General features: G+C 50.1%; 15 protein-coding genes. All 15 read right to left on the bottom strand.

All coding sequences use genetic code 11. The features are described 5' to 3' along the window. Positions 1-207 precede the first annotated feature (207 nt). The 15 genes from QWY20_RS03510 to QWY20_RS03440 all read right to left on the bottom strand — a co-directional run bounded on the left by QWY20_RS03510 (position 208) and on the right by QWY20_RS03440 (position 21,555). The gene (locus QWY20_RS03510; protein WP_330127655.1) at positions 208-2,526 is read right to left on the bottom strand and encodes an efflux RND transporter permease subunit; all 2,319 of its coding nucleotides are present in this window, start codon (positions 2,524-2,526) and stop codon (positions 208-210) included. Between the two features lie 3 nt (positions 2,527-2,529). Beyond that, on the bottom strand, positions 2,530-3,561 hold the full coding sequence (locus QWY20_RS03505; RefSeq protein WP_330127654.1) for a WD40/YVTN/BNR-like repeat-containing protein: 1,032 nt from the start codon (positions 3,559-3,561) through the stop codon (positions 2,530-2,532). Positions 3,562-3,630: 69 nt separating this feature from the next. Next, complete coding sequence (locus tag QWY20_RS03500; protein ID WP_330127653.1) at positions 3,631-4,992, bottom strand: DUF1329 domain-containing protein; 1,362 nt, start codon at positions 4,990-4,992, stop codon at positions 3,631-3,633. Between the two features lie 19 nt (positions 4,993-5,011). Next, complete coding sequence (locus QWY20_RS03495) at positions 5,012-7,096, bottom strand: DUF1302 domain-containing protein (RefSeq protein ID WP_330127652.1); 2,085 nt, start codon at positions 7,094-7,096, stop codon at positions 5,012-5,014. A gap of 314 nt (positions 7,097-7,410) precedes the next feature. Further along, complete coding sequence (locus tag QWY20_RS03490) at positions 7,411-7,632, bottom strand: DUF2835 family protein (RefSeq protein ID WP_330127651.1); 222 nt, start codon at positions 7,630-7,632, stop codon at positions 7,411-7,413. 10 nt (positions 7,633-7,642) lie between these two features. Beyond that, positions 7,643-10,234, bottom strand: a complete 2,592-nt coding sequence (gene pepN / locus QWY20_RS03485) for an aminopeptidase N (RefSeq protein ID WP_407935393.1) — start codon at positions 10,232-10,234, stop codon at positions 7,643-7,645. Positions 10,235-10,310: 76 nt separating this feature from the next. After that, positions 10,311-11,786, bottom strand: coding sequence for a Na+/H+ antiporter NhaC (gene nhaC, locus QWY20_RS03480; protein WP_330127650.1), 1,476 nt, complete (start codon positions 11,784-11,786; stop codon positions 10,311-10,313). A gap of 8 nt (positions 11,787-11,794) precedes the next feature. Beyond that, entirely contained in the window at positions 11,795-13,201 is a 1,407-nt protein-coding gene (locus tag QWY20_RS03475; RefSeq protein ID WP_330127649.1) for a sodium-dependent transporter, read from the bottom strand. A gap of 81 nt (positions 13,202-13,282) precedes the next feature. Beyond that, positions 13,283-15,310 carry a carboxy terminal-processing peptidase gene (prc, locus tag QWY20_RS03470; protein ID WP_330127648.1) on the bottom strand — a complete coding sequence of 676 codons (2,028 nt, stop codon included), beginning with the start codon at positions 15,308-15,310 and terminating at the stop codon, positions 13,283-13,285. Between the two features lie 70 nt (positions 15,311-15,380). Next, positions 15,381-16,196, bottom strand: coding sequence for an RNA chaperone ProQ (proQ, locus tag QWY20_RS03465; RefSeq protein ID WP_330127647.1), 816 nt, complete (start codon positions 16,194-16,196; stop codon positions 15,381-15,383). A 6-nt stretch (positions 16,197-16,202) separates the two neighbouring features. Beyond that, positions 16,203-16,517 carry a hypothetical protein gene (locus QWY20_RS03460; RefSeq protein WP_330127646.1) on the bottom strand — a complete coding sequence of 105 codons (315 nt, stop codon included), beginning with the start codon at positions 16,515-16,517 and terminating at the stop codon, positions 16,203-16,205. Next, positions 16,514-16,978, bottom strand: coding sequence for a GAF domain-containing protein (locus QWY20_RS03455; RefSeq protein ID WP_330127645.1), 465 nt, complete (start codon positions 16,976-16,978; stop codon positions 16,514-16,516). Before QWY20_RS03455 ends, QWY20_RS03460 begins: the two co-directional genes overlap by 4 nt. Positions 16,979-17,109: 131 nt before the next feature. Next, positions 17,110-18,942 carry a protein kinase domain-containing protein gene (locus QWY20_RS03450; protein WP_330127846.1) on the bottom strand — a complete coding sequence of 611 codons (1,833 nt, stop codon included), beginning with the start codon at positions 18,940-18,942 and terminating at the stop codon, positions 17,110-17,112. Positions 18,943-18,947: 5 nt separating this feature from the next. Beyond that, positions 18,948-20,408 (bottom strand): AAA family ATPase, encoded by a 1,461-nt coding sequence (locus QWY20_RS03445; RefSeq protein ID WP_330127644.1) that lies wholly within the window; start codon positions 20,406-20,408, stop codon positions 18,948-18,950. 127 nt (positions 20,409-20,535) lie between these two features. Then, complete coding sequence (locus QWY20_RS03440) at positions 20,536-21,555, bottom strand: DUF2804 domain-containing protein (protein ID WP_330127643.1); 1,020 nt, start codon at positions 21,553-21,555, stop codon at positions 20,536-20,538. Positions 21,556-21,653: the final 98 nt, after the last annotated feature.

Below are 21,653 nucleotides of genomic sequence, written 5' to 3'. Positions count from 1 at the left end.
GCCAAGGGCATGATTCAACTTCGCACGATTGTACGAGTTAGCTGCGAAGTGTAGTCACTATTGTAGCCATTTTCGAGCTTTATTTCAGTGTTTTAGACTGGTGCAACCAGTGCTCATCGGTACTGATGACAACTTATGCAGTTCCCCTAAATAGAAAATGGCCTTTCGGCCATTTTCTTGTTTAGTCATGCATAAAGTTTTTTTGCATTATTTATTCTTTGGCCAGAAAAATGCGGCCAGTGCCGGCAGGACCAAAATAGCACCGAGCATATTCACCAGGAACATAAAGGTCAGCAGGATCCCCATATCGACCTGGAACTTCAGTGCCGAGAACACCCAGGTACTGACCCCTATGGCTAAGGTAATCCCAGTAAACAGCACCGCACTGCCCCGCTCTTTCAGCGCTTCATAATACGCATCCCGCATAGGCACCCGGTCTTTCAGCATCTGGCTCATACTGGAGACAATATAAATCCCGTAATCCACCCCGATACCAACCCCCAGCGCAATTACCGGTAAGGTCGATACCGTTAAGCCTATTTGCAGCAAAGTCATCAATGCCATTGCCATGGTCGATACCACAAACAGGGGCACCACCACAGCCGCAGTCGCCCGGGCAGAGCGGAAGCTCAATAAACACAGAATAATAACTGCACCATAAACATAGAGCATCATCGGGCGCTGGGCAGCGGAGACCGCTTCGTTGGTAGCGGCCATCACACCAGCCGGGCCGGATGCCAGCAAGAAGCGGGTATCCTCATCACCCAGCTCCGAGCCATAATCCTTAGCCGCTTGTACTACCCGTGCCAAGGTCTCGGCTTTGTGATCTTCCAAAAATAAGATCACCGGCATCACCGAACAATCCCGGTTCAGTAACCCACTGGCGGTTTCAACCTGTGCCGATGCTTGAACCAGACTTTGCGTAGTGCGTGGCAGCACCCGCCATTTGACGTTCCCTTCGTTAAAGCCAGCATTGATGGTTTTTGCCACCGAAGACAAGGAAACCGCCGATTGCACGCCTGGCACATTGAGCATCAGCCACTGGAAGTGGTCTATCCGCTCCATAATATCGTGATGGGTACAAGCATTGGGGATGGTTTCTACCATTACATTGATGTAGTCCACCGAGATGGCAAAGCGATCGGTAATCAGGAAGGTATCCTGATTGTAACGCGAATGCTCATGCAAGGCTGGTGCACCGGCATGCAAGTCACCAATCTTTAAATGCTGGCTTTGAATCATGGCGGCGATAAACAACAGAGCAGTAATGAGCAGTACTACAGCCGCTACCGGCTTGGTAGCTACCGCAGAGAGCTTGTACCAGATGCGATCGGCCGTTGGGTTCCCCTGTGCTGCCCGCTGTTGATAGGCCTTGCTAAAACGGACATACGACATCAGCACCGGCAACAAAATAAGGTTGGTCAGAATAATCACTGCCACACCCAAACTGGCGGTAATGGCCAATTCACGGATCACGCCAATCTCAATGATCAGTAAGGTTAAAAAGCCTACCGTATCGGACAACAGCGCGACGCCACCCGGCACCAGCAATTTTCGGAAACTGGCTTGAGCTGCGGTTTTCGCATCCAGCCCGGATGCCACCCGTTTGCCGGTGGAGTTGATCATCTGCACGCCATGACTAACCCCAATGGCAAATACCAAAAACGGTACCAAAATGGACATCGGATCGATGCCAAAGCCAATCACCGACAACAGACCCATTTGCCAAATCACCGCAATCAAAGAGCAAGCAATCGGCAGTACGGTCAGCATAAGTGAACGAGAGAAGAAGAAGACCATCAATGAGGTAATAGCAATGGCGATGGCAAAGAACACCAACACGCCTTTGGCGCCATCAGCAACATCTCCCACCATTTTGGCAAAACCAATGATGTGCACACTAATCTCATCACTTTCAAACTGGCCGCGAATTTGCTCCTCCAAAGTAGACGCAAAAGCAATGGTATCCAAACGTTCGTTGGTGGATGGATCAATTTCCAGTAGCTGGGCGTTGATCATGGCGCAGCTGTAGTCATCTGCCACCATACGACCGACGATACCGGCTTTTTCAACATTTTCCCGCACCCGGGCCAGGCCGCGCTGATCGGGCACAAAATCAGCAGGAATCACCGGGCCACCGGCAAAGCCATCTTCAACTACCTCGACAAAGCGGGTACTTGGGCTAAATAATGAACGCACCTGGACCCGGTTCACTCCCGGAATGTAATACAGCTGGTCGTGAGCTTGGCGTAAGGTTTCAAAAAAACCGGCATTAAAAATATTGCCGCTGGCATCACACATTGAGACCAGAATGTTATTGGCGCCACCAAAATCCTGCTCATGCTGCATGTAGGTTTTCATGTATTCATGTTTGAGCGGTATATTCTTACTAAAACCTGCATCCAGCTGGATTTGAGTGGCTTTAAACAGCAAGAAACAGGTTGCCAATGCAAACACTGCCAATACCACCAGGCGGTGACGAAACAGGGCGTACTCAAATTTATTAACGAATCGATTTAAACTCATGGCTTATTCTGACTTCTGTTGCACTAACTGACGGATCCCAAGCTCAGTAGCCAGAATCATCTGCTGCTGATAAGGGACGGCATTGACAATGGCTCTGCCATCGGCTTCAGTACTAAAAGTGAAGTTTTGTCCCTGGTCGTAGCTGACCGCCCAAAGGCCAGCATTGCCGGTTAAGTAAATCGCTTCAGGGCGGACAATCACACTGTTGATGGTAGCCTGAGACTCCAATACCATTTCCTGCCAGCTTTCGCCCTCATCTTCGGACAAAAACACATGGCCACGCAGCCCAACAGCCAACCAATGACCGGTCTCAGTGACCGCAACATCGAATAAGGAGCCGTGATAGAAAGGTTCTAATAACTCCCAATGCTGGCCAAAATCATCGCTAATGGCAAAAAAACCAGCCTCTCCCACCATCATCAATTGCTCACCTGCCACATAAACCCGGTTAAAGTGTGGCAAGATCGCTGTCAGCTCAATGGCATAGAGATCGGGGTCATCTTCTTTTAATTCCAACAGGTAATCCTGTTCTTCTTCGTCCAACAACTCCAGATGAAATTCAGCTTGCCATGTCACACCGCCATCACGGGTGCGATACAGCATGCCATACGCACCTACCGCAATACCATGCTCAGCGTCTTCAAACACCACATCCAATAGTGGCTTATCCAGCTCAGGCAGAAACTGCTGCAATTGCCAACTGATGCCACCGTCTTGGCTGTGCAAAATACTGGCATCATGCCCTACGGCCCAGCCGTTTTCAGCATCGACAAAATAAACAGCATTTAGGTTAGCGCGAACAGGCACTTCGGCTTGTTGCCACTGATAACCATTGTCACTCCAAAGAATATGACCACGTTCGCCAACAGCTATCAGGCGATTGGACGGCAGCACGGTAATATCAGTAAGCAAAGACTGGGCGGCTAAAGGCGCAATCACGGCTGGTTGTGGCTCTGGCGGTTGCAATGCCGAAGCAGCCGGTGTGGCGAGCAATAAAATGCCAATCAAGCTGGGGATACTGCAGGCAAATTTCATCTGAATTCGTCTCGGTTAGATTGCAAAACGGCTGAGAGACTCAGCCGTTTTGATTCGCTTGGTCCGGGCTTAACGAACGCCTTCGCGTCGCAGTGCTGCCGGGGTAAAATCATTGTCATTCAAGGTAACGGAGAAGTCGTACATCACGTCTTCGTTATCCAAACCCAGCGCAATGTAACGGCGTGAATTCAGATCGTGATAGACTTCCAGCGTACTCCAGTGGGTTGGCACTTCGTAGTAGTTCAGACCATGAGCCATGGCAACACGGTACAAATCACCACGGTTATCGTACAAGTCTGCCACATGGATCTGCCAGCTGTCCTCATCAATGTAGAACACCCGTTTGCCATAGACATGACGCATTCCATCTTTCAACGTAGCTTCTACCACCCAGACCCGATGCAACTCGTAACGGGTATGCTCAGGATTAATATGACCAGGCATCAGAATGTCACTGTACTTCAGCTCGTTGCTGTGCAACTTGTAGCTGTTGTACGGAATGTACATTTCTTTTTTGCCTTTCAGCTCCCAGTTGTAACGATCCGGCGAGCCGTTGAACATATCAAAGTCATCGGTCGTACGCAGACCATCCGACGCAGTACCTGGTGCATCATAGGCCACGTTTGGTGCACGACGCACACGACGCTGCCCAGTGTTGTAAGTCCAGGCCTGACGAGGGGTAGCAATTTGATCCATGGTTTCATGAACCAGCAAGGCAGTACCGGCCAGACGAGCTGGTGACGTAACGCTCTGCTTAAACTTAAACAAAATGTTTTCAGCCATCAGGTTCTCTGGCGTCGCATCCGGATGCGAGTACTTGAACATGATTTGCTCGTCGAAACCAATAAAGGTGTAAGCACCGGAAGCGGTAGGTGCAGCCTGGCCGCCGTTACGGGTTGCAGATACACCACGATACCGCACAATGTGGTTCCAGATTGCCTCTAAACCATTGCTTGGAATTGGGAATGGGATACCAATAGCAGCATTGGCCAGACCGTTACCGCCTTCAATCAGCTCGGCTTTGGTGGCAATTTCTTTGGTTGCATCGTAAAAGTACTGTGGAAACGAAGCAGAGCGGCGCGTTGGGTAGACCGGCATCTTGAACGTATCCGGATACAACTCAAACAAAGCGATTTGACCAGGGCTGAGTTTATCCCGATGTTGGTTCAGATTGCTGCTATCAATCACAAACTTTACTTGATCATCAGCAAAAGGATCCGGGTGGTGATCGCCCGGTTTGTAGCCAGCAGGAGGTGTCAAAATGCCCCCAGTCCACTCAGGGATAGTCCCTGCCGCATTGCCAGCACGTTCAGCACCGATAGGCGTCAGATCCTGACCAAGACGAGCAGCTTGCTCCGGCGTAATTTTTGCCAGTGCACTGCAGCTTACAACCATGGCTATTGCGCTAGCCAGGAGGGTGAGTTTTTTCATAATCGTTCTCGTCCCTTACTTAAATGGAATACTTAATGTTAAATGACACGAAATCACGGTCTGCCAGGTTATTGGTGGTGCCTACACCGCCCCAGAACCAGTTGTAAGACAACTCTGCGGACCAACGATTCAAATAATCAAAGCCAAGGGTATAACCAAGCGACTTGCGCCCCTTCACAAACATAAAGAGTGGATCCGGGGTAATGCCATTTACATCATGAGCAAAGTTCACCCGATGCGTCATGTTGGTACCAGCAAATACGTTGTTGTACTGAGCCTGAGCAAACACGCGGTAACCCCAGGCTGAAGCCGTTGGAAACGGGTTTGGCTCAGGGCCGTCTGATAATGCGGTGTGCAAACCTTCGGATGGGCCATTCGCACCAATCAATGGGGCACCGCTTCGGTCGGTGTTAGGACCATTTAAGCGCAACACTTCATGATCTGGCATGCTGTGGATTTTAATACCACCCACTTCAGCCAACATAGTGAAGTTGTCAGTACCAAGTACCGGACCAAACAAATGGGTGAACGTCATTTGTGCTTGGGTGGTATCACGCTCGATATAACCTTTGGCCATTGCGCCTGGTTGTACCTTATTGCCATCAAAGCGGCCAATCTGTGAGATCCCGGCCAACTCAGGGCGCCCCCAAGCTCCATCTGAATTTGCCAGTTGCTCAGGCATTCCAGCGTACAAAATTTCGACATCATCGATTTGTAGTGGTTCACCGCGACGATGCGCGATTTCACCAGCAACGGACGTGGTACCCACTGTGGTGTTGAAGCTAAAGCCGTACAACTTGATGTCTTCCGGATACTCCAGTAAACCATGAGCAAAAGCTTGCAAGTTCAGAATAGTGTCTTTATCAATCTGACCGGCATTTTGAGCAAGATATCCAATATCCTGCATAATTGCTGCCTGATTGAAATTGGAGGCCCGGCCCGAAATCAATGGGACCCGGCTATGGTAGTTCATGTAGTAAACAGCAAACTCAGTATCATTCAACTCAGGTGAAAAATATTCAAATTTCACACCATACTGACCACCATTTTTTGGCTTTAATTCGCCGTTGTTACCATGTGGACGAAGTGCAACCTTGGTAGGATACTGCAAGTACATACCGACAGCTGTCTGTGCATTTATTGCACCAGAGGCAAGCATAGTACTGATATTATTAAGGTTTGCTAGAACATGGTATAAGTCAATATCGGGATTTCCGGCAAAACCGAGCTGAATATTCTGATTATGACCACCGGCACCAGCAAAGTCATTGGTGGAGAAGTAAGTACCAGGCGCTGGTAAGTAACTGTTCTCCCAATCGTATTGATAGAACACTTCAGCCGATAAGTTATCAGTGATACCCAAGGCCATGGTCAGCATGCCAACCGGAATAAAGGCTTCTTTTAAGTCCGAACCAGGAGCACGTAAAATACCGACATCCACCGGGGTAATGTTGATACCGTGAGGAATAAAGGTACTTTCACCCCAGCTGAGTACTTGCTGGCCCAAGCGCACAGTAAGCGGGTTCATGCCATCATTCAGCGCAAAGTTGCCGTAGATGTAGGCATCCAGCAGCCGGAAGTCACGGCAGCTCAGCTCGCGGGCACGTTTATCGTTACAAGGATTGACCTGCTGCTCAGAAAGTGGATTGGTATAGGCATAATTGCTGCCGCGCTGGGCAAAGTCGTAAAAATACATAAAACGGCCAAAGAAGCCGATGTTGTCTTTACGAATGGATAAGTCGTGGGTGCCTTTCAGCATGTTGCTGAACATATCGCCACGATCAAAGTTCAGATTACCCGCATCACCGTTGCTGGAATAAGCGCCCGGCTGAGCCCAGATATCCTGAGGCGTGTAGAGAATGTTGTTGGTGCCGGCATTGTAGCCAGCCCAATCAAAACGCGGATGGTTTACTTTACTGATCGAGTCCCAGTCACGCTCTGATGTCCGCCAGCTGGCACCGTAGGAAAACGTTGAATCGAACTGAATATCAACATCCCCAAGCCGCCAGCTAGCTGCCTGGGAGCTGGCCGACATTGCCAGCAAAGCAGCCGCTACACCCAGCGCTAAAGGCTTTTTATGGAAAAGAATTGGCCTTTTATTCATTTCAGTTTCTCCCCCCCTGTCCCTGCAGGTCATTGTTATTTTTGTATCGACACACTGGCCACTCATCGGAGCTCAGCGCACATGAATAAAATAATTACATCATTTCGGTAGCTTCGCAAGGCTTCTCGCCAGCTAAATCTGTTGATTTGTATTTGTTTTTTGCATCACAAAATAATTTTCATACACAAAGATACCTTATTAGTTTAATCAGCTTTTGAAAAAACCCAAATTATGGAACTAAGATAATGATAATTCAGTTGAAATAACCCGGTGGTAAGAACAGCTGTTTCAAGTCAGCGTTTAAAGCAATAGCTCTAACTATTTTTTATTAAATTTATCAGCTTACCTTTTTCATCCAGCAAAATAGTAAAGAGACCATGAATGCCGTCTTTCTGAATGAAGCGATGAAAGTGCTTTGCCGGGATCTGAATACGCTCGCCGGTCCGAGCCGTAACAATCAGATTGCGGTAATGTCCCTGATAATAACCGAGGCACTCCTCTGCGGATAAATGCAGCGAGAACTGATAGCAAGCCACCTTGGGATCCTCACTCGTTGGCTAAGGCCTTACTTACTTTTTCATACAGATCATCACTGATCCCAGGCTGAGCAGAAAGCCGGTGTAAAGCAGCTTTCATTAAAGCCTGTCGCTCCAAGTCAAAGCGTTGCCAGGATAATAAAGGAGTGACCAGCCGTGCAGACACCTGAGGATTGATTGGGTCGAGTTTCAGCAGGGTATCGGTCAGCAGCTGGTAGCCACGGCCATCCATGCGATGAAACTGCCCGGGGTTTTGCATAGCAAAAGCATGAAACACCGCCCGTACCCGGTTGGGATTTTGCCAGCTGAACTTTGGGTGCTGACAAAGCAAGGTGATTTGTTCGAATACCTGAGCACTGGGTTGAGCTGCATGTAAACTAAACCACTTATCCAACACCAATACATCGTGCTGCCATTCAGTGGCAAATTGCTGCATCAGCCCAAAAAAGGCGGGATGAGCGCTGTGCAGACAAGCGCTGAGCACAGCCAGCTTATCGGTCATGTTGCTGGCAGAGTTGTATTGCTGCAACAACAAGGTTTCCGCAGGCTGCCCATGCAATGCCAAATAATCCAGGCAACGGTTTTTAAGTGCTCGTATGCCGACATTCATTTCATTGTATTCAACGGCAACTACCGAGTGTTGCTGATAACACGCCTTGAGCTCGGGCGCTAAACGTTGGCTAATTTGCTGACGAAAGCTATGGATGGCGCTTAAAATGGCATCTACCGGTATCTGCTGAAAGTTCTCGGCAAACACATGATACTCCGGTACCTTCAGCAATTCGGCTGTTAGTGCTTTGTCATCGAGCGGCAGCTTTAATAGTTGCTGATACAGCTCAAAGAATGCATCAGGTAATCTGAAATCATTGTTTTGATGCATCGCTTGATCTAACCAGAGCATCCAGCAAGACTGCAACGCATCCCAGCGGGCAAAGCCATTACTGGCCTCCATCGCAATACGCAACAGCTCCTGCTCGCTGTAATCATGCTTCAAACGCACCGGCGCAGAAAAGTCTTCCAGCATTACGGGTAAAGCTTGCGCCGAGACGCCATCAAACACCAGGGTTTCGTTATGCTCCTGCATCACGAAGAGCCCTGATTTATTACCTGACTCGTCCAGCAACTGGTAGCGAACCGGCAACACCAAAGCTGCTTTATCGGGCTGATCGGCCGTGGCAGCAGTGCGCTGGTTTAAACGAAGCGTCAGTCGTTGCTGCTGCGGCTCATAATGCCGCTGCATCGTCAGCTCCGGAGTACCGGACTGCTGATACCAGAGGCGAAATGCACTCAGATCGTAGTGGTTGGCATCCTGCATCGCTTGCACAAAGTCATCACAGGTCACGGCCTGGCCGTCATGACGCTCGAAGTACAAACGCATACCCGCCTGAAAGCCAGCCTCACCAAGCAAAGTATGCAGCATGCGGATGACTTCCGCACCTTTATCATACACTGTGACGGTGTAAAAATTGTTCATTTCCATCACCTGCTGCGGCCGGATCGGGTGTGCCATCGGGCTGGCATCTTCGGCAAACTGAGCGGTACGGATCACCTGAACGGCATGGATACGATTGACCGTGGCAGAACCCATATCACGACTAAACTCCTGATCGCGAAACACCGTCAGGCCTTCTTTTAAACTGAGCTGAAACCAATCACGGCAGGTCACCCGGTTGCCGGTCCAATTGTGGAAATATTCATGGCCAATAATGGACTCGACATTAAAGAAATCGGTATCGGTCGCGGTATCCTCACTGACCAGCACATACTTGCTGTTAAAGACGTTCAGGCCTTTGTTTTCCATGGCGCCCATATTGAAGAAATCAACCGCCACCACCATGTAGGTATCCAGGTCGTACTCCAGCCCAAATCGTTGCTCATCCCAGCGCATCGAGCGCTTGAGAGCGTCAAGGGCAAATGCGGCTTTACCTCCCTGCCCTTTCTCTACGAAGAAATCCAGGGCTACCATGCGGCCGGAACGGGTTTGGTAATCTCCCCTGAGCAAATCAAAATCACCTGCAACCAGAGCAAATAAGTAACTTGGTTTTGGAAATGGATCCTGCCAACAAACCAAGGTCTGCCCATTATCCAGCTTACGCTGTTCAACCTTGTTGCCATTGGAAAGTAAATAAGGGTAATGCGCTGTATCAGCGATGATGGTGGTGCGAAATACCGACAACACATCCGGCCGGTCCAGGTAATAAGTAATGCGCCGAAAGCCTTCGGCTTCGCACTGACTGCAAAAGCTGCCATTGGCATAATACAACCCTTCCAGAGCCGTATTGGCCAGAGGGTTGATCTGTGTTCTGATGGTCAGTCGAAAGGTGTCTTCGGTTACCTTCAGCCGCAATTGCTGACTGGTACAGTCAAACTCATTGGCAGCCAGAAGCTTATCGTTGTAATGCAATGATAACAGCTGCAATTGCTGCCCATCCAGGCTCAACTCCGTAAGCTGTGGATCCAACCGCCGAAGCTCGAGCACAGCAGTCACTACCGTATGAGTTGCATCGAGCTCAAAAGTTAAGTCTGTACTGTCAATGGTAAAACCCGGTGGCTGATAATCAGACAGGCGTTTCACCGAACGGCTCATGGTTTCTGCAGACATAACTACTCCGATGGCAACAACAGCTTTTGATTAGTATAACGTGGAACAGCCTGAGCGGTGGGGCTCAGGCTGCATTTTAAGGCTTCAGGTGCAGCTCTTGCTGAACACTGTCCGGCGGTGTCAGCTTGAGGATTTTGATCCCGCAGTAAGCATAAATAACGGCCAAAACCGGATTGATCAGGTTAAAGAATGCATAGATAAAGTAATCAAGTGGATTAACATTCAACACACCATGCATATAAGCACCACAAGTATTCCAGGGGATCAGCGGGCTGGTGATGGTACCGCCATCCTCCAGGGTACGTGACAGGTTCACTGGTGCCAGCCCGCGACGTTCGTACTCTTCTTTATACATCCGCCCGGGCATCACAATCGCCATGTACTGATCTGCAGTCAGAATATTGGTGGCAATACAAGTGGCAATGGTGCTGGTGATCAGGGAACCAGTGCTGTGGGCGGCTTTTAAAATCGACTGAACAAATTTGCGCAGCAGGCCAATTTTTTCAATCACCGCCCCAAACATCATGGCAGAAAAAATCAACCAGACGGTATTGAGCATATCGGACATGCCGCCGCCGCTAAGCAGACTGTTTAAATCGTCTGAGCCGGTTTCGACCGCAAAGCCATCAAACAATGTAGACCACACCAATTTAAAACTGCCGATAGCAGTACCTAAATCTTGCTCCATCAGTGTTTGCATCAGATCGCGTTGGAACAACAGTGCCCACACCCCACCCAGCAAAGCACCAATAAAGACCGTTGGGAAAGCAGGCACTTTTTTAATCGCCATAGCCAGTAACACAAACAGCGGGACCAAGGTCCAGAAGCTAATGGCAAAATGCTCATGCAGCGTACTGCTGATTAAATCAATATGCACCGCATCGGCGGTAGAGGAGCTGTTCAGGCCAATAATCGTAAAAAGTAACAGGGCCAACAGAATGCTTGGCACTGTAGTCCAAAGCATGTGACGAATATGGGCGAACAACTCTGCACCTGCTACTGCAGGCGCCAGGTTGGTCGTTTCACTTAATGGCGAAATTTTATCACCGAAGTAGGCACCGGAAATAATGGCTCCGGCCGTAATGGCTGGCGATAGCCCCAAGCCAGCGGCCACCCCGATTAAAGCGACACCGATCGTGGCCGCTGTGGTCCAGGAGCTACCAATACTCATGGCAACAATACCGCACAAAATACAGCTGGCTGCATAGAACCAGCTTGGGCTCAGCAACTGCATACCATAGTAGATGAGTGTCGGAACAGTGCCTGCCAACAGCCAGGTACCAATTAAAGCGCCTACTGCCAATAAGATAAGCACAGCGCCAAGCGATAACGAAATGCCCTTGATCATCGCCTGCTCAATATCAGCCCAGCGATAACCGTTTTTAATGCCAATGACCACAGCGACCGCTGCGGCTATAAACAAGGCAATTTGATTCGGTCCGTATGAAGAGTCATTTCCAAACAGAACAACGGAACTAGAAAGCAGTGTAATCAGAACTAGAATCGGCAACACCGCATCCAGAAAACTAGGCTCTTTTATTGTTGTTGTCATGCGAATTCCTATATCCCAAGCAAGCGTAGCAACCGGTCAAGCACCCCTATCAGATGCAAAAACACAATAGCGACAGCGACCGGCGTGAACCAACGAATGGCAAAACGCCAGATACCATACATTAAAGCTGAGGTTTGCAGCTCTTCCTGGGTAATTTTCTTCTTCATCACCCAGCCGGTAAAGACGGCAATCACCAGCCCCCCCAGCGGCAACATAATGGCAGAAGTCAGGTAATCCACCACTTCAAAGAAACTGCTGATGGACTTGCCAAACACACTGAGCTCGAATGTGGCCCAGGATGCACCAGAGAATGAGAACACGGTCAGTAAGCCCAGCAACCACAAGGAGCCGCCGGTGGCCACTGTCGCTGTAAAGCGGCTCAAACCTTTGCGCTCAACCAACCAGGCAACGGTGGATTCAATCATGGCAATCGCCGACGTAAAGGCCGCAAACACCAGCATCACAAAAAATAAGGTACCAAAGAAAGTACCAAAAGGCATGGAGCCAAAAGCAATTGGCAAGGTCACAAAAATCAGTCCCGGGCCTTCTGCAGGTGTCAGACCGTATTGGAAAACCAAAGGATAAATTGCCAGGCCAGCCAGCATCGCAACGGCCGTGTCTACCAGAGCTATCAACATGGAAGTTTTCGCAATGGACACATTGGATGGCAGATAAGCGCCATAAATGATCATGGCTCCAGAGGCCAAGCTCAAAGTAAAGAACGCATGGCCCAGAGCCAGCAACACACCATTAATAGTGAGCTTGGAAAAATCCGGCGTAAACATAAAGGCTACTGCCTCGCCGAAAGCACCATTGCTGGCTGAGTAAATGGCCATCACGCCAAGCAATACGAATAAACTTGGCATCAAAAAATTGACCGCTTTCTCCAGCCCTTTATGCACACCTCGTCCCACCACATACACAGTGACAAATAAGATAACAGCGGACCAGGCCATAAGTACCCAGGGGTTGGCGAGGTGAGCACCAAATTGAGCACCGATGGCTTCTGCCCCAACGCCCTGAAAGTCACCTCGAGCAGTTTTAATGACATAGGCCAGTGCCCAACCGGCAACCACAGCATAAAAGGATAAAATAAGATAACTGGCAACCAAACCACTCCAGCCGGCGATTTGCCAACGAGTGCTGGCACTTGCCTCCTGCGCCAGAGTTTTCACCGACAAGCCTGGGCTTTGGCGACCACGTCGACCAATCAGTACCTCGGACATCATCACCGGTATACCAATCAGCACAATGCACAGCAGATAGACCAGCACGAAGGCACCGCCACCGTTCTCGCCCATGATGTATGGAAACTTCCAGATATTGCCTAAGCCAACAGCTGCTCCAGTCGCTGCGAGAATAAACGCAAACCGACCGGACCACATGCCATGAACGGACTCACGTGCTCCCGACATAAAACCAACCCTATTATTATTTATTGTAATCGTTATATAGAAAAAGCTGGCGATTACCATCGCCAGCCTGATACACCCTGGTTATTTTTTCGCGTAACGCCCCAGCTGTAGGAAGTCAGCCGTAATCAGTACCGTCTCTTCGAGCAAAGGATCCAACTCACTGAGAATTTCAGGCAAATCTTCAGCATCCTCTACCGGCTCTTTACCCAGTAAGGCCAGTCGTGCATTGGCTCGAGCCAACTGCCGTTGTTCACGCTCTTCCCGCTGTTGTACCCGCTCAGCTTTCACCAGTGAGACAAACTTTTCATCACGCTGGCGACGGTACTCTTCAATATCATCCAATAGGTAGGTGAACTCAGGATTTTCAGCCACACGACTTTGATGACGCTGCAACAACAAGGGTAAATGTGGCTCCAGACTATCCAGGCGCTGATAAGCCGCTGCTGGAATAGAATCCCATGGCAAAGCATTCTCTTCGCGGCTTTCGCCCCAGTCTTCCGGATCAATCGGTGATGGGAAGGAGATATCCGGGATCACCCCACGGTGCTGCGTACTGCCACCATCAATGCGATAGAACTTAGCAATGGTGTACTGCACACTGCCCAAACTATTTTCAAACATATCGTAAATACGACCCAGCCCGCGATGTTGCTGGACCGTGCCTTTACCAAAGGTTTGCTCACCCACCACCAAAGCCCGACCATAATCCTGCATCGCTGCTGCAAATATCTCAGAGGCTGACGCACTGAAGCGGTCTACCAGTACCGTCAAAGGACCATCGTAATAGCTGACACCATCCCGATCCTGACTGACCGAAATACGGCCTGAGCCCTCACGTATCTGCACAACAGGACCTCGGTCGATGAAGAGACCAGTTAGTAACGTGGCTTCCTGCAGTGAACCGCCGCCATTACCACGTAAATCAATGATAATCGCATCCACTTTTTCTTCCTGCAGTTTGGCAAGCTCTTTTTTCACATCATCCGACAGATTGTTGTAAAAGCCCGGGATGGTAATCACCCCAATGCGTTTATCCAGCTCGGATAGCATGGGCTCAAACACCTCTCCCTTGGCGGCACGATCTTCAAGGCGGATCTTGTCGCGTACAATGGATACCACGTTGGTGGTGCCGGATACCATTGAGCCGCCACTTTGCACCTGCAAGCGCACAGTGCTGCCCTTGGGACCTTTAATCAACTCAACCACATCGTCCAGCCGCCAGCCTACTACATCAACAAATTCTTCATCGTCCTGGGCCACGCCTATCACCCGGTCTTTTGGCTTGAGTTGTTGGGTTAAGTCTGCCGGCCCACCGGGAACCAGGCTCTGAATCACCGTGTAGTCGTCTTCAGCACGAAGCACTGCGCCTATGCCTTCCAGCGATAGGTTCATATCTTGCTGGAAGCGCTCAGCATTGCGCGGTGATAAATAAGACGTGTGAGCTTCAATGCTACGACCATAAGCATTCATGATCAGCTGAAACACATCTTCGTTGTTGGTTTGCTTCAGCCGGTTGCGGGCATTGCTGTATCGTCGTTGCAGCAACTCTTTGGCTTCTTCCTGAGTCTTACCGGTCAGTTTCAGGTTCAAGGTATCAAACTTAACCCGCTGGCGCCAAAGCTCATCCAGCTCAGCCTGACTAGTCGCCCAATCCGCTTCTTCGCGATCGTAGTAATACTGATCGTCTTGTTCAAAATCAAACTCTGTTTCCAGCAACTCCAAGGCAAAACCAAAACGCTCGTAGCGACGTTGCAAACTGGTATTGAACATATCAAAAGCAAAGGCCAGGTTTCCGCGATTCAGGGCATCACTGAACTGATGACGATGGCGGGCAAACTGATCCACATCGGATTGCAGCAAGATGGTTTTATTGAAGTCCAGGCTTTTCAGGAAGCGTTCAAAAACCCGCTCAGAAAAAGCCTGGTCTAGTTGTACCGGCGCATAGTGACCGCGGGTAAACAGAGCAGAGATGCGTTTACTGGCAGTCGCATGTTGAGACTCCTGTGTAAGCACAGGCAGCTCAACAGGCTCGCTTGAGCTTTTCTCATCGGCCCATAGCGGACTGCATGAAAGGGTGAATGCCAACAAGAACGCAACGGATTGTTTCATAATACTCTCATCTGCTAAGCCGTGGTCGCCAACAACGTTTGATCGCTAACAACTTTTCATCACGAACAACCTAAGCCTGTTGAAACAGACTATCACGACTGGTTTTAATCACCATACCGGATTGAAGCTGCACAGTGACGTCGTTACGAGCAACTTCAACTACGGTGGCGGACATCGGTGCCTGACCAAGTCGAACCAATACACTACTGCCAACTTTTAATCCGGTATCAGACACAGGGGTCAGAGACGCTTGCTCTTTGTTTTTTACCGCAGCGGTTGGCTTTTGGTTTACTTTAGATTTTAGAACCTGAGGATTAGAACGGCCAGAGGGCTTTTTGTTCATAACCTTTTTATTTGGGGCATTCGTCGCCTTTTGCCCTTCTTTGTGGGCTTCTTTAGCCGGCTGTGCAGCTTTAGCCCGCTGCTTGCGCAGCTCAGCAGCCTTGGCTTTACTCTCAGCGAGCGTTTGGGCTGCATGGTCCGCTTGCTGCTGATCGATTTTCTCAACCTCAGTGCCGGTTAAATCAACACGCACAGCATCCGATTGAATCGACTGTAAATAGCGCCAACTGGATGTATAAACCCGCAGTGCCTGCCTTAGTTGAGTTTTACTAATTGGGCTTTGCTCAGTAAGGGCGGCAGCCAAATCCTGAAAAATGCCAATTTTCAATGGCTTGGCAGCGCCAGTAATTGAAAAACAGTCAGGATACTCAGTCGCCAGATAAGCAATGACCTCTTTCACCGAGGTGAGTTTACTCGCAGCCAGTACCTCGCTGTTACTCTCAGCCACTTGCTCATGGCTGCGCTCTGATGTCCTATCCGTGCTGGTAGTTGGTTCACCAGTTGCGGGCGTGTTTTCAGCTACATCTGTATTCGGGGTTGTCATGCACAATTACTCTTCAAATTCGTCATCATCTTCATCCAGCGGCTCAGGTTCAGCTGCCAGTTGATTTTCTACAAAGGCTATAGACCAGTCAATCAGCTCTTCCTCGCTGGCTTCCAGTACTAGCGTGTCAGCCGATAACTGTTGCCACAGCTGAGTTAACAGTAATTCCACCTCGCTGGTGGCTGTATCGTCCGGTATTACCGACCAAACCGCATGATAAATAGCGTTCATCTGATCAGCGACCTGTTCTTCCTCACCATCCCAATCGCCCACATCGTGCGGACTAAACAAATAATCCTGCACCTCCATCATGGCTTTCATACCAGGCTTTGCTCCAGTAACCGAACCAACTGCTCCAAGGCAGACTGATCTGCTGCACCGAAGCGATTAAGTATCGGACTATCGATATCCAAAACAGCAATAATCTGATCACCGGCCCTGACCGGGATCACCAGCTCGGACTCACTGGCAGCATCGCAGGCAATATGACCAGGAAACGCATGCACATCGGCAATGCGCTGGGGCTCACCTGTTGCCACCGCTGTGCCGCATACTCCCTTACCTACCGGGATCCGGACGCAGGCGACTTTTCCCTGAAAAGGCCCAAGTACCAGCTCGCCTTCCCGCATGATATAAAAGCCAGCCCAGTTAAGCTCAGGCAGACTGTGGTAAATCAAAGCGCTCAGATTTGCCATCTTGGCAATTAAATCAGGTTCATCTTGGACAAGGGCAGCGGCCTGCTGCAACAGCAGTGGGTAAAGATCGGTATCGGTTGAACTCATGCTTCGTTTCTAAGAGGCTGCAAAGCCCTAACATTACTTGGTTTGGCCGAAAAATTAAACCATTTCTTTACCAAAAGCCTGAATTGCGAGCTCCGCTGCAGAGAAAATAACCAGCACCCCCGTAAATCCGCTCAGTGATGACTTTGCCACTGCCTTGGATTGGCCGGGTAGTAAAACGTTGGCTGGATGGTTTGATGTTTAAAAAAGCGGGTATCTTTGTGCGGCAACTTCATAAACCCACCCACGCCTTCCCCGGTGATTTCTGGCACCTTGCGTAAAATACTGGCCAGCAGATCAGCAAACTCTTGTTCTTTGGTCACATCCAACAGGCGATAGTAACTGTGAATTTTCATATAAAGCGGTGTCACCTCAAAAATCAAACAGCCGGTATGACGAATAAGGTTCAGACGGCCAATATCATCCATAATGCTATCCGGTAGGATCAGCTGCTCGTCCGGGTCTTTACCATCTTCAAAGTAAGAATGTTGCTTGCTCGAAGCATCGCTGCTAAGCACCGGAGCAATTCGATACGGGATCTCAGCACCTTGCGGCGGCACAAAAGGCTGTTCCTGACTGTCCCGGCTGATATGAATGGTATTACGGGCATTAAACAAACATGCCTTGAAAATACCCACCCTACCAATGGCCTGAGCCAGCTGAACGACATTGTTTACCGCCAGGGCAAAGGAGCGGATCAGGCTATCGTCGTAGAGGTTCAGACTGGAGTCGATATACACCCCCTTGGGCTGCCAATGGATCGCAAGGCCGCCCACCACCGGGTAACGCGCCAGGCGGCTCACTGCAGCGATAAAGGCTTTTTCAGTATCGCCCATGCCTTCTAAATAGTTTTTGTAGTAACGCTCCAGCTGGGCATCATCGACAAAGCCAATGCCATCTTCAACGCTGTGCTCCCGTAAAAAGGACTTGCGCGATGAGTAAACCACTGTATCCAAATCATGACGCACCGGGCTTACCCAAACCGGCAGCAGTGACTGATCATCAAACAGTGGCAGCTCCGGCAACACCAGTTGCTTTAATCGTGGCATCTGTTGCAAAAAGTAATCTCCTGCCTGCCGGCGCAAGACTGCATCGTCAGAAAGCAAGGCGTCCAGCATGGTGGCAAAAGCTTGCGGCAAACCAAGGCTTCGTGCCGGTATGGCTTTGTAGCCAAAGCGACAGGACTGACCCGAGGCCAGGGCATACAGGGTGCTGGCCACACCCTGCTCGTCAAAACGCGGACTGGATAAAGCACCACTGCGCTGTTCCGGGCCAATAAAGTAGACATCCCCCAAACGGGCATTGGAGTGCTGCAAATCAGCCGACATCAAGCCCATCACATCGTTGCTGATGAACTGGCCCTGCTCGTCGGTTTGCGCAAACACCGATGAGCCCCAATCGACCAGGCTAATCTGCTCGGTTTCGCTATCAAACACCAGATTCGAAGGCTTGATATCACCATGCACAATGGGTGCTGGCACCCCCTCTTTCTTGTGCTGTCGCAACAGCTGCAGCAACTCGGCCAATTGCCCTGCCAACTTAATCAGCAAGCGGGCTGACAAACGGCCATACTGCAGACTGTACTGTTCCAGGTCTATGCCCCTGGCACGGCCCATCATTAAAATGCCTTGTTTCTTAATCAGCTGATAGGTGATGTAACGCGGCACAGCCGGGTGCTGCACCTGCGATAACATATAGGCCTCATCGGCTAACCGCTCCTGGATATGCAAGGGTAGTGTAATGCGGGAAAATTTAAACACGCATTGTTCCCCTTGCAGGCTGACCCCGGCAAAAGCAAAACCATAAGCCCCCTTACCTATCAGCTCAATCTGCTGATAACCCAGTTTTTCCAGTTCTGAAATACAAAGCGCTACCCACTCCTTTAACTTGCGGGCATCGTTGGCATTGAGCAAGTAAAACGACTGCTCTTCCGGGATGTAAAAATTGCGTAGTTGGTGTTTATACATCACGATTAAGCACGCACGCAGCGCGAGCTGGCCCAATGACGCAGTGCCTCGACCGACTCTGCCATCACCACAGAAATCGGTTGGGTCTGGCCAAGCTCCTGCTCTAAATGATGTGGGCCGAGCACAGTGGCATCACTTTGCGCACGGAAGCTGGCACCCACTACAGCCTGCTCCAGCTCCGCGCCGGAAAATCCACTTGTGAGCGGCAGCAGCTTTGTGAGCGCCTCAGTATCCAGCACCAAACCCCTACGCTGTAAATGTAATTGCAACAACGCCAGACGCTCGTCTGCTTCAGGTAAATCGACAAAGAACAACTCATCAAAGCGTCCCTTACGCAGCAATTCGGGCGCCAATTCATGGATGTTGTTGGCGGTGGCCACCAAAAATACTGCTGCTTTGCGCTCCGCCATCCAGGTAAGCAGGGTACCAAGCAATCGCCGGCCTACCCCCTGATCGCCCTGGCCGGAACTGATGCCTTTCTCAATTTCATCAATCCACAGCACGCATGGTGCCATGGCATCGGCCAGCTGCAGCGCCTGACGCAGATTTTTCTCGGTTTCACCAATGTACTTGTTGTACAAACTGGCCATGTCCAGCAACAGCAGTGGCACGCCAAAAGCACCGGCAATGGCTTTGGCAGCCAGGCTTTTGCCCGTACCCTGCACCCCGGTCAGCAAGACGCCTTTTGGGGTATCGCGTTGCTGCTGCACAAAGGCAGTTCGGCGCTGCAGCAGCCAGCTTTTCAGGTTCTCTAGCCCCACCACATCGTCCAGCGCCTTGGTGTCATATACCTGGCTCAGCACCCCTTCGGTTTGCAGCAGGCGAAATTTTGCCTGATTGACCCGGCTAACATCTGCCGCGCTAATGGCACCATCGTTGGCAATGGCTTTGTAGGCCAGCCGTTTTACTTCCTCGAAGGTCAGGCCTCGTAAGTTTTGCACCAGTTGCTGCACTGCATCTGGCTGCAAGTCGGCCAGCTCACCGGTTCGTTGCTGATACAACTCGGCCGCTTCCAACACCAGTTGGCGTACCTGCTGATCGCTGGGCAAATGCAGTTCGAAGCGGTAACACAGACGGGCTAATTCAGCTGGAATGCTAAGCGAGTGACTAAGCAGTACCACAGTATGCCCCACCGTATCGTGTAGCAAGGCAATTTCTTTCAGAAACCGAATATGGCGTGGCTCAGTTAAAAACGGGTGAAAATCGCACAGCACATAGATACCCGGGTTTTTGGTACCTTTGATTTGAGCCAACACTTGCTGTGGCTCGGTATTAAACGTTTGTGCATCGGATGGTACATCCAGGCGGCGCAAGCCCTCGGTACAGCTCCACTGAAACAGTGGTCGAAATAAATTCACCGCCAACCGGCGGATCAATTGCAAGGCCCGTAGCTCTTCATAGCTTTCAATCACAATCAACGGGCTTCGCGCCTGCAACAGGATTTTTAAATCATCAAATTCGTGCATCGATAACTCAAGTAGAACGCTTTGAGCTTATAGTGCCGCAGTAGTCTAATCTTGCCAAGAAGAACAGCGGCCTTTCTTATGCCTGCATCCAGTTCAGACAACATCATCTCCAGAGCCGCTTAACCGCCTACCACTTCGCGTAGTGATCTTCACTAAAGCCCCATGCGCCTTCTAACTGAATAACTTCGTCTGGCAAATGAATCTCACCAAAATAGCGGCCAAAATGTTGAGTGAAGTTAGAGGCAATCAAGCCTGCGTTGATTTTTTCCTGACGCAAGCCCTTTGGCTCAAACTGCAGCCGGATAATGCCGTCGCTTGATACCATCGACCAGAGTGTGTCGGGCTGATAACGGTTAAACTGAAAATCAACCATAGCAATCTTGATGAAGCGACCATCCAACCAAAGCGCATTTTCAGTAAAGCCCGTCTCATTGACTCCTGCGGCTAAATTAAAACCAAGGCGGCGACCATCGGGCAAAAAGCACGACAAACTGCCCCAATTCCAGAAAGTTTCACGCCGCATATAGCCAGCCGTCCAGTCGACACAAGCAAGGGTGTTCAGGGCTTGCAAATCATAGTGACGGTTTTGCCACTTCAACTGACCGCTGCAGGGTAAGGCGGTGGCTTTTTGGGTAAATACCCAGCCCTGATAGCCGGCACGGGTACAAACTGCCAAAGGCTGATAAGCGGTGGTCTCATCAATGCTGGCGGTTAACCGCAGCTGCTTTAATTGCACTTCAACAAGGCGCCTGCCTGGCTGCGACGTAGCATCCATGCTCAGATAGTTAGCGCCTTTACGGAACAAGGCTTTGCCCTGACCGGGCTGCGTCTCTATCCGGGTGTTACGCGCCAATGGCTGCAGAAAGCTGAACTCTTCGAACTGCTGTGTTTGCACATCGTAGCAATAGACAAAAGCGTTGCTGACCCATTTCAAATCCACAATAGCCACACCGATCAGCAAGTTCTGGCTGCTAAAACCGATGAATTGAAACTGATTAAATTTGAAGTGCTTGGCGAAAGCGCCCAAGCGCTTATCCATGGCACTGCGTAAATCATAATCAAGGTAATTAATGGTCTCAACACCATCCGGGAAATAGCCAAATTCAGGCTGGCCAGTTGTGCTGATTAGTTGCGCTTTTCGTGCCATGCAGGCTCCTATCGATAGGCTTACTCGGGTTCATCATAATATCGATGACATCAGTTGTGATAACCAGCTCACACTAACTTATACAGAATAGAGCACAG

Origin of the sequence: Alkalimonas cellulosilytica (assembly GCF_036325985.1) — a bacterium.
Classification (GTDB): domain Bacteria; phylum Pseudomonadota; class Gammaproteobacteria; order Enterobacterales; family Alteromonadaceae; genus Alkalimonas; species Alkalimonas cellulosilytica.
This window is presented reverse-complemented; position numbering and strand designations above follow the sequence as displayed.